Below are 7,845 nucleotides of genomic sequence, written 5' to 3' on the forward strand. Positions count from 1 at the left end.
CGCCACACTCCGCCGGAACGCCCTTTACCTCTAGGCTCCCCCTTTCTGGGCCAGCGCCATCTCAGCCACGCTAATCTCCCGCATCTTGAATTTCTGCACCTTACCCGTCACCGTCATTGGGTATTCCTCCACAAAGCGGATATGGCGCGGCACCTTGTAGTGCGCAATGTGCGCCTTGCACCAGCTTTGCAGCTCTTGCGCCGTCGCGCTGTGCCCCGGGTGCAGCTTGATCCATGCCACAATCTCTTCACCGTAGCGGCTGCAGGGGATGCCGATGACCTGCGCGTCGGCCACGGCCGGGTGTGTGTAGAAGAACTCTTCCAGTTCACGCGGGTAGATGTTTTCGCCCCCGCGAATGATCATGTCCTTGTTGCGCCCAACGATGCGCACATACCCCGCTTCGTCCATCACCGCCAGGTCGCCCGAATGCATCCAGCCGGCCGCGTCAATGGCATCTGCCGTGGCCTGGGGGTTTTCCCAATAGCCCAGCATCACGCTGTAGCCGCGGGTGCACAGCTCGCCGATCTCGCCACGGGGCACCACACAGCCTTCTGCGTCTATCAGCTTGTTTTCCAGCTGCGGCTGGGTGCGGCCAACGGTTGTCACGCGCAGTTCCAGTTCATCGTCCGGGCCGGTCTGCAGGGACACCGGGCTGGTTTCGGTCATGCCGTAGGCAATCTGCACCTCCCCCATGTGCATCTGGTCGATCACCCGGCGCATCACCTCGATCGGGCAGGTGGCGCCGGCCATGATGCCGCTGCGCAGGCTGGACAGGTCCATGCCTGGGCGGGCCGGGTGGTCGAGCATGGCGATGAACATGGTGGGTACGCCGTACAGGATGGTGCCCTGCTCGTCGGCCACGGCGCGCAGGGTAAGCTCGGCATCGAAGGCATCGCCGGGGTAGACCATGGTGCTGCCATGTGTGATGCAACCCAGGTTGCCCATGACCATGCCGAAGCAGTGGTAGAGCGGCACCGGTATCACCATGCGGTCCTTTTCGGTCAGGCCCAGGCTTTCGCCGACCATGAAACCGTTGTTCAGGATGTTGTAATGGCTGAGCGTGGCGCCCTTGGGTGCCCCGGTGGTGCCCGAGGTGTACTGGATGTTCACCGGCTGGTCGAATTGCAGGCTTTGCTGGCGCGTCGTATACGCCTGGGCGGTGACCTGCTGCGACCAATCGGCCAAGGCATGCCAAGGCAGGAAGCCCGCTGGCGGGTTGCTGGCCAGGCTTACCACCCCACGCAGCGCCGGCAAACGCTCACACGCCAGCTGGCCCGTAGGCGCATTGGCCAACTCCGGCGCCAGTGCCTGCACCATGGCGTGGTAGTCCGAGGTTTTGAACGCATCGGCACACACCAACCAGCGACAGCCGGATTGGCGCAGCACGTATTCAAGTTCCGCCACCCGGTAAGCCGGGTTGACGTTGACCAGAATGGCCCCGACCTTGGCAGTGGCCACTTGCAGGATGCACCACTGCGCACAGTTGGGTGACCAGATGCCGACGCGGTCGCCGGTAGCCACGCCCAGCGCCATCAGGGCCCGTGCGTGTATGTCGACTTGCTCGGCCAGTTGCTGCCAGGTGTAACGCAGCCCCTGGTGACGCGAGACCAGCGCCTCCCGGCCAGCGCAGCGGGCGACCGTGGCATCGAAGGCCTGGCCGATGGTGTGGGTCAGCAGCGGGCGGTCCTGGCCACCACGGGTGTAGCTGGGTTGGTTCATGGGTGTCCCTTCTTGTGATTGTTCTGGGCACGGCGGGTGAAGACGCCGATACTGTGGCGCAGATTTACGTTAACGTAAAGGTCACTCACGCATTGACAGCCCACATCGCCAAGTTTACGTTAACGTAAAGGTGAAACAGCCACCTGGGCTGCAACAGTCAAACCCTCATTCAAGAACAAGAAGGTGCCCCAGCATGCATTACCCCACCCTGAACTTCGCCCTGGGCGAAACCATCGACATGCTCCGCGACCAGGTCAGCACCTTCGTCGCCGCAGAGCTGGCACCGCGCGCCGCCCAGATCGACCACGACAACCTGTTCCCGGCTGACATGTGGCGCAAGTTCGGCGACATGGGCCTACTCGGCATCACCGTGCCCGAAGAATACGGCGGATCCGGCCTGGGTTACCTGGCCCACGTGGTTGCAATGGAAGAAATCAGCCGGGGCTCGGCGTCGGTGGCGCTGTCTTACGGCGCCCACTCCAACCTCTGCGTGAACCAGATCAACCGCAACGGCAACCCCGAACAGAAGGCCAAGTACCTGCCCAAGCTAGTGAGCGGGGAGCACATCGGCGCCCTGGCCATGAGCGAGCCCAACGCCGGCTCTGACGTGGTCTCGATGAAACTGCGCGCAGACAAGCGCGGCGACCATTACGTGCTCAACGGCAGCAAGACCTGGATCACCAACGGCCCAGACGCCAACACCTATGTGATCTACGCCAAGACCGACCTGGACAAGGGCGCCCACGGCATTACCGCATTCATCGTGGAGCGGGACTGGAAAGGCTTTAGCCGCAGCAACAAGTTCGACAAGCTGGGCATGCGCGGCTCCAACACCTGCGAGCTGTTCTTCGATGACGTGCAGGTGCCGGAAGAAAACATTCTGGGGCAGCTTAACGGTGGCGTGCGGGTGCTGATGAGCGGCCTGGACTACGAGCGCGTGGTGCTGTCGGGCGGGCCCACCGGCATCATGCAAAGCTGCATGGACCTGGTGGTGCCCTACATTCACGACCGCAAGCAGTTCGGCCAGAGCATCGGTGAATTCCAGTTGATCCAGGGCAAGGTCGCCGACATGTACACCCAGCTCAACGCCAGCCGCGCTTACCTGTATGCCGTGGCCCAGGCCTGCGACCGTGGCGAAACCACGCGCAAGGACGCTGCCGGCGTCATCCTTTACACCGCCGAGCGCGCCACGCAAATGGCCCTGGAAGCTATCCAGATTCTGGGCGGCAACGGCTACATCAACGAGTTCCCGGCCGGGCGCCTGCTGCGTGACGCCAAGCTGTACGAGATTGGCGCCGGCACCAGCGAGATCCGCCGCATGCTGATTGGCCGCGAGCTGTTCAACGAAACCCGCTGAGCAAAAGGGACGAGCGTACATGGCTACCTTGAACACCCAGATCAACCCGCGTTCAGCGGAGTTTGCCGGTAACACCGCGGCCATGCTCGAGCAGGTAACAGCCCTGCGCAGCCTGCTGGCCCAGGTTGCCCAAGGCGGCGGCCCGAAAGCCCAGGAGCGGCACACGTCGCGGGGCAAGTTGCTGCCGCGTGACCGTATCGACCGCCTGCTGGACCCAGGTTCACCGTTTCTCGAGATCGGCCAGTTGGCGGCCCATGAGGTGTATGGCGAGGACGTGCCGGCAGCAGGCGTGATCGCCGGCATCGGCCGCGTCGAAGGCGTTGAATGCATGATCGTGGCCAACGACGCCACGGTGAAAGGCGGTTCGTATTACCCGCTGACGGTAAAAAAGCACCTGCGTGCGCAAACTATCGCCCTGCAAAACCGCCTGCCGTGCATCTACCTGGTGGATTCGGGCGGCGCCAACCTGCCCCGCCAGGACGAAGTGTTCCCCGACCGCGAGCACTTTGGCCGTATCTTCTTCAACCAGGCCAACATGAGCGCCCAGGGCATCCCACAGATCGCCGTGGTGATGGGCAGCTGCACGGCAGGCGGTGCCTATGTGCCGGCCATGGCCGATGAAGCGATCATGGTGCGCCAGCAGGCTACCATCTTTCTCGCCGGCCCACCGCTGGTAAAGGCCGCCACCGGTGAGGTGGTGAGCGCTGAAGACCTGGGCGGGGCCGACGTGCATTGCCGCACCAGCGGCGTGGCCGACCATTACGCCGACAACGACGAGCACGCCCTGGCCCTGGCCCGCCGCAGCGTGGCCAACCTCAACTGGCACAAGCTGGGCAAGCTGCAGCGCCTGGCACCCGTGGCCCCCTTGTACGCTGCCGATGAGCTGTACGGGGTGGTGCCTGCCGATGCCAAGCAGCCCTTCGATGTACGTGAAGTGATCGCCCGGCTGGTGGATGGCTCGGTATTCGACGAGTTCAAGGCCTTGTTCGGTACCACCCTGGTCTGCGGCTTCGCCCACCTGCACGGCTACCCGGTGGCGATACTGGCCAACAACGGCATCCTGTTCGCCGAAGCTGCGCAAAAAGGCGCGCACTTCATCGAACTGGCCTGCCAGCGCGGCATTCCGCTGCTGTTCCTGCAGAACATCACCGGGTTCATGGTGGGCAAAAAGTACGAAGAAGGCGGCATCGCCAAGCACGGTGCCAAGCTGGTAACTGCCGTGGCCTGTGCCCAGGTGCCCAAGTTCACGGTAATCATCGGCGGCAGCTTTGGGGCGGGCAACTATGGCATGTGTGGCCGCGCCTACGACCCACGCTTTCTGTGGATGTGGCCTAACGCACGCATCGGCGTGATGGGCGCCGAACAGGCCGCTGGGGTGCTGGCGCAGGTGAAGCGCGAGCAGAGCGAGCGCAGCGGCCAGGCCTTTACGGCGGACGACGAAGCCAGGCTCAAACAGCCCATCCTCGACCAGTACGAGCACCAGGGCCACCCCTACTACTCCAGCGCCCGCCTGTGGGACGACGGGGTAATCGACCCGGCGCAAACCCGCGAAGTGCTCGGCCTGGCGCTGTCGGCGGCCTTGAACGCCCCCATCGAACCGACCTGTTTCGGCATTTTCCGGATGTGACCCCATGCGCGAATTCAGCACCGTGGAAGTGCTCCACGACCCCCGTGGCTTCGCCACCCTGTGGCTCAGCCGCGAAGACAAGAACAACGCCTTCAATGCCCTGATGATCCAGGAGTTGATCGCCGCCCTCGGGCAGCTGGCCAAAGATGCCCGCCTGCGTTTTTTGCTTGTGCGTGGCCGTGGCCGGCACTTCAGCGCCGGTGCCGACCTGGCCTGGATGCAGCAATCGGCGCAATTGGACTTCGACACCAACCTGCAGGACGCCCACCAGCTGGGTGAACTGATGTATGCCTTGCAACGCCTCAAGGTGCCGACCCTGGCGGTGGTACAAGGTGCTGCGTTTGGCGGTGCCCTGGGCCTGATCAGCTGCTGCGACATGGCAATCGGCGCTGAGGACGCCCAGCTGTGCCTTTCCGAGGTGCGCATTGGCCTGGCGCCGGCCGTTATCAGCCCGTTCGTGGTCAAGGCCATGGGCGAGCGTGCCACCCGCCGCTATGCGCTCACCGCCGAGCGCTTCAGCGGCGTTAGGGCCCGGGAGCTGGGCCTGTTGGCCGAGGTGTACCCCGCCGACGAACTGGATGCACAGGCTGAGGCCTGGGCCGGCAACCTGCTGCTGAACAGCCCCCAGGCCCTGCGCGCCACCAAAGACCTGCTGCAGGAAGTGGACGCCGGCCAGCTTACCCCTGCCCTGCGCCAATACTGTGAGAACACCATCGCCCGCATTCGCGTGAGCGCCGAAGGCCAGGAAGGCTTGCATGCCTTTCTGGAAAAACGCCGCCCCGCCTGGCACACCCATGACTCCAAGGAGCCGCGCCCATGAGCCGCCAAGCCTTGACCACCCTGCTGGTCGCCAACCGTGGCGAAATCGCCTGCCGGGTGATGCGCACCGCCAAGGCCATGGGCCTGACCACGGTCGCGGTGCACAGCGCCACCGACCGCAATGCCCGCCACAGCCGCGAGGCCGATATCAGTGTTGACCTGGGCGGTAGCAAGGCCGCCGACAGTTACCTGCAAATCGACAAGCTGCTGGCTGCGGCAAACGCCAGCGGCGCCCAGGCCATCCACCCGGGCTACGGCTTCTTGTCCGAAAACGCAGGCTTTGCCCGGGCCATCGAAGAAGCCGGGCTGATCTTCCTGGGCCCACCGGCCAGCGCCATCGATGCCATGGGCAGCAAGTCTGCCGCCAAGGCGCTGATGGAAACCGCAGGCGTGCCCCTGGTGCCGGGCTACCACGGCGAAGCCCAGGACCTGGACACCTTCCGCACCGCGGCCGAGCGCATCGGCTACCCGGTGCTGCTCAAGGCCAGTGCCGGGGGCGGTGGCAAGGGCATGAAGGTTGTAGAAGACCAAAGCCAGCTGGCAGACGCCCTGGCATCGGCGCAGCGTGAAGCCCAGTCGTCGTTCGGCGATGCCCGCATGCTGGTGGAAAAGTACGTGCTCAAACCCCGCCACGTCGAGATTCAGGTGTTCGCCGACCAGCACGGCAACTGCCTGTACCTCAACGAGCGTGATTGCTCCATTCAGCGCCGCCACCAGAAGGTGGTTGAGGAGGCCCCCGCCCCAGGCTTGCCCGCCGAGCTGCGCCGCGCCATGGGCGAAGCGGCCGTGCGCGCGGCCCAGGCCATCGGCTATGTGGGTGCCGGCACCGTGGAGTTTCTGCTCGATGCCCGTGGCGAGTTCTTCTTCATGGAGATGAACACCCGCTTGCAAGTAGAGCACCCGGTCACCGAGGCCATCACCGGGCTGGACCTGGTGGCCTGGCAAATTCGAGTAGCGTGCGGTGAACCGTTACCCATCACCCAAGACCAGGTACCGTTGATGGGCCATGCCATCGAGGTGCGGCTGTACGCCGAAGACCCGGCCAACGACTTTTTGCCTGCCACCGGCACCTTGTCGCTTTACCGCGAGTCCGCCCCCGGCCCGGGCCGGCGCGTGGACAGCGGCGTGAGCGAGGGCGATGACGTATCGCCGTTCTACGACCCGATGCTGGGCAAGCTGATCGCCTGGGGCGAAGACCGCGAGCAGGCCCGCTTGCGCCTGCTGGCCATGCTCGGCGAGTTTGCCATTGGCGGGGTCAAGACCAACATCGCCTTCCTGCAGCGCATCCTGGCTCACCCCGCGTTCGCTGCGGCGGAGCTGGACACTGGCTTCATTGGGCGGCACCAGGAGGTTCTGCTCCCTGAGGCCATGGCGTTGCCGGAGGCCCTGTGGGAGGCGGCCGCTGAGGCCTGGTTGCTGAGCGATGCCGCCCGGGTACGGGAGGACGACAGCCATTCCCCTTGGGCTGAGCGTAGCGGCCTGCGCCTGGGCCTGCCGCCTTGCAGCACCCTGCACTTGTGCAGCGGCGGCCAGCGCCAGGCCGTAACGGTGCAGCACAGCGCGCCGTCTGCATGGCAATTGCAGGGGGACCAATTGGTGCATGACCAGGCGGGGGTGCGTCGCCAGCACCTGGCTATCCGCCGCGGCAATACCCTGTACCTGCGCTGGGCGGGCGAGGTGCATACCGTGTCGGCCTTCGACGCCATTGCCGAAGCCGAAGCCAGTCACAGCCACCAGGGCGGGCTGGGCGCGCCCATGAACGGCAGTATCGTGCGCGTACTGGTCACCCCCGGCCAGCAGGTTACGGCAGGTACCGCGCTGGTGGTGCTGGAGGCCATGAAGATGGAACACAGCATTCGCGCGCCCCATGACGGCACGGTGAAGGCGTTGTTCTGTGAGGAAGGCGAGATGGTGAGTGAGGGGGCGGTGCTGGTGGATCTTGAAGGTAGTGGTACGTGAGGTGAATGGGGGGCGAGGTGCTTGTTTGTTTCTGCGCAAATCCCCTGGCCATTGACGCGACCACTTTGGGCATGACGCGGTATCGCGCCGTATGAAAAAGGCGTGACTGGCCCGGAACATCCGTAGGCTCGCGATGCGCCGCGCAGGCGGCGCTCGGTTTCACAGGCGCAAACAACGTTACGGCGAACACCTTCCATCCCCACTGCAGAGGAAGGCTTGACCTCGGGTTTAAATTGCATAAGGGCCGCCAGGTGCTCGCCGCGACAAGGTCTGCGCCGATGAGACCGAGCGCCGCCCGCGCGGCGGGGGCGGGGGGGGGGGGGGGCCGCCCCCGCGGGGGGGGGGGGGGGCCCCCCCCAACGTT

At 64.9% G+C, this 7,845-nt stretch carries 5 protein-coding genes; 4 read left to right on the plus strand and 1 reads right to left on the minus strand.

The window, feature by feature from the left end:
- Positions 1-30 precede the first annotated feature (30 nt).
- Positions 31-1,719: an AMP-binding protein gene (locus tag IAE36_RS20655; RefSeq protein WP_201214341.1), complete on the minus strand. Its 1,689-nt coding sequence runs from the start codon at positions 1,717-1,719 to the stop codon at positions 31-33.
- A gap of 193 nt (positions 1,720-1,912) precedes the next feature.
- On the opposite strand from IAE36_RS20655, the gene IAE36_RS20660 reads away from it, so the two are divergent.
- Genes IAE36_RS20660 through IAE36_RS20675 form a run of 4 tightly spaced genes read left to right on the plus strand, consistent with a single transcriptional unit; the run spans position 1,913 to position 7,481 of the window.
- Complete coding sequence (locus tag IAE36_RS20660) at positions 1,913-3,076, plus strand: isovaleryl-CoA dehydrogenase (RefSeq protein WP_201165130.1); 1,164 nt, start codon at positions 1,913-1,915, stop codon at positions 3,074-3,076.
- Between the two features lie 19 nt (positions 3,077-3,095).
- On the plus strand, positions 3,096-4,703 hold the full coding sequence (locus IAE36_RS20665; RefSeq protein ID WP_201214343.1) for a carboxyl transferase domain-containing protein: 1,608 nt from the start codon (positions 3,096-3,098) through the stop codon (positions 4,701-4,703).
- Between the two features lie 4 nt (positions 4,704-4,707).
- Positions 4,708-5,523 carry a gamma-carboxygeranoyl-CoA hydratase gene (locus IAE36_RS20670; RefSeq protein WP_201214346.1) on the plus strand — a complete coding sequence of 272 codons (816 nt, stop codon included), beginning with the start codon at positions 4,708-4,710 and terminating at the stop codon, positions 5,521-5,523.
- A complete protein-coding gene (locus IAE36_RS20675) occupies positions 5,520-7,481 on the plus strand; it encodes an acetyl/propionyl/methylcrotonyl-CoA carboxylase subunit alpha (protein WP_201214348.1) in 1,962 nt (653 codons plus the stop codon). Before IAE36_RS20670 ends, IAE36_RS20675 begins: the two co-directional genes overlap by 4 nt.
- The last annotated feature ends 364 nt before the right edge of the window (positions 7,482-7,845 follow it).

The sequence above is a fragment of the Pseudomonas sp. S36 genome (assembly GCF_016647875.1).
Lineage (GTDB): Bacteria > Pseudomonadota > Gammaproteobacteria > Pseudomonadales > Pseudomonadaceae > Aquipseudomonas > Aquipseudomonas parafulva.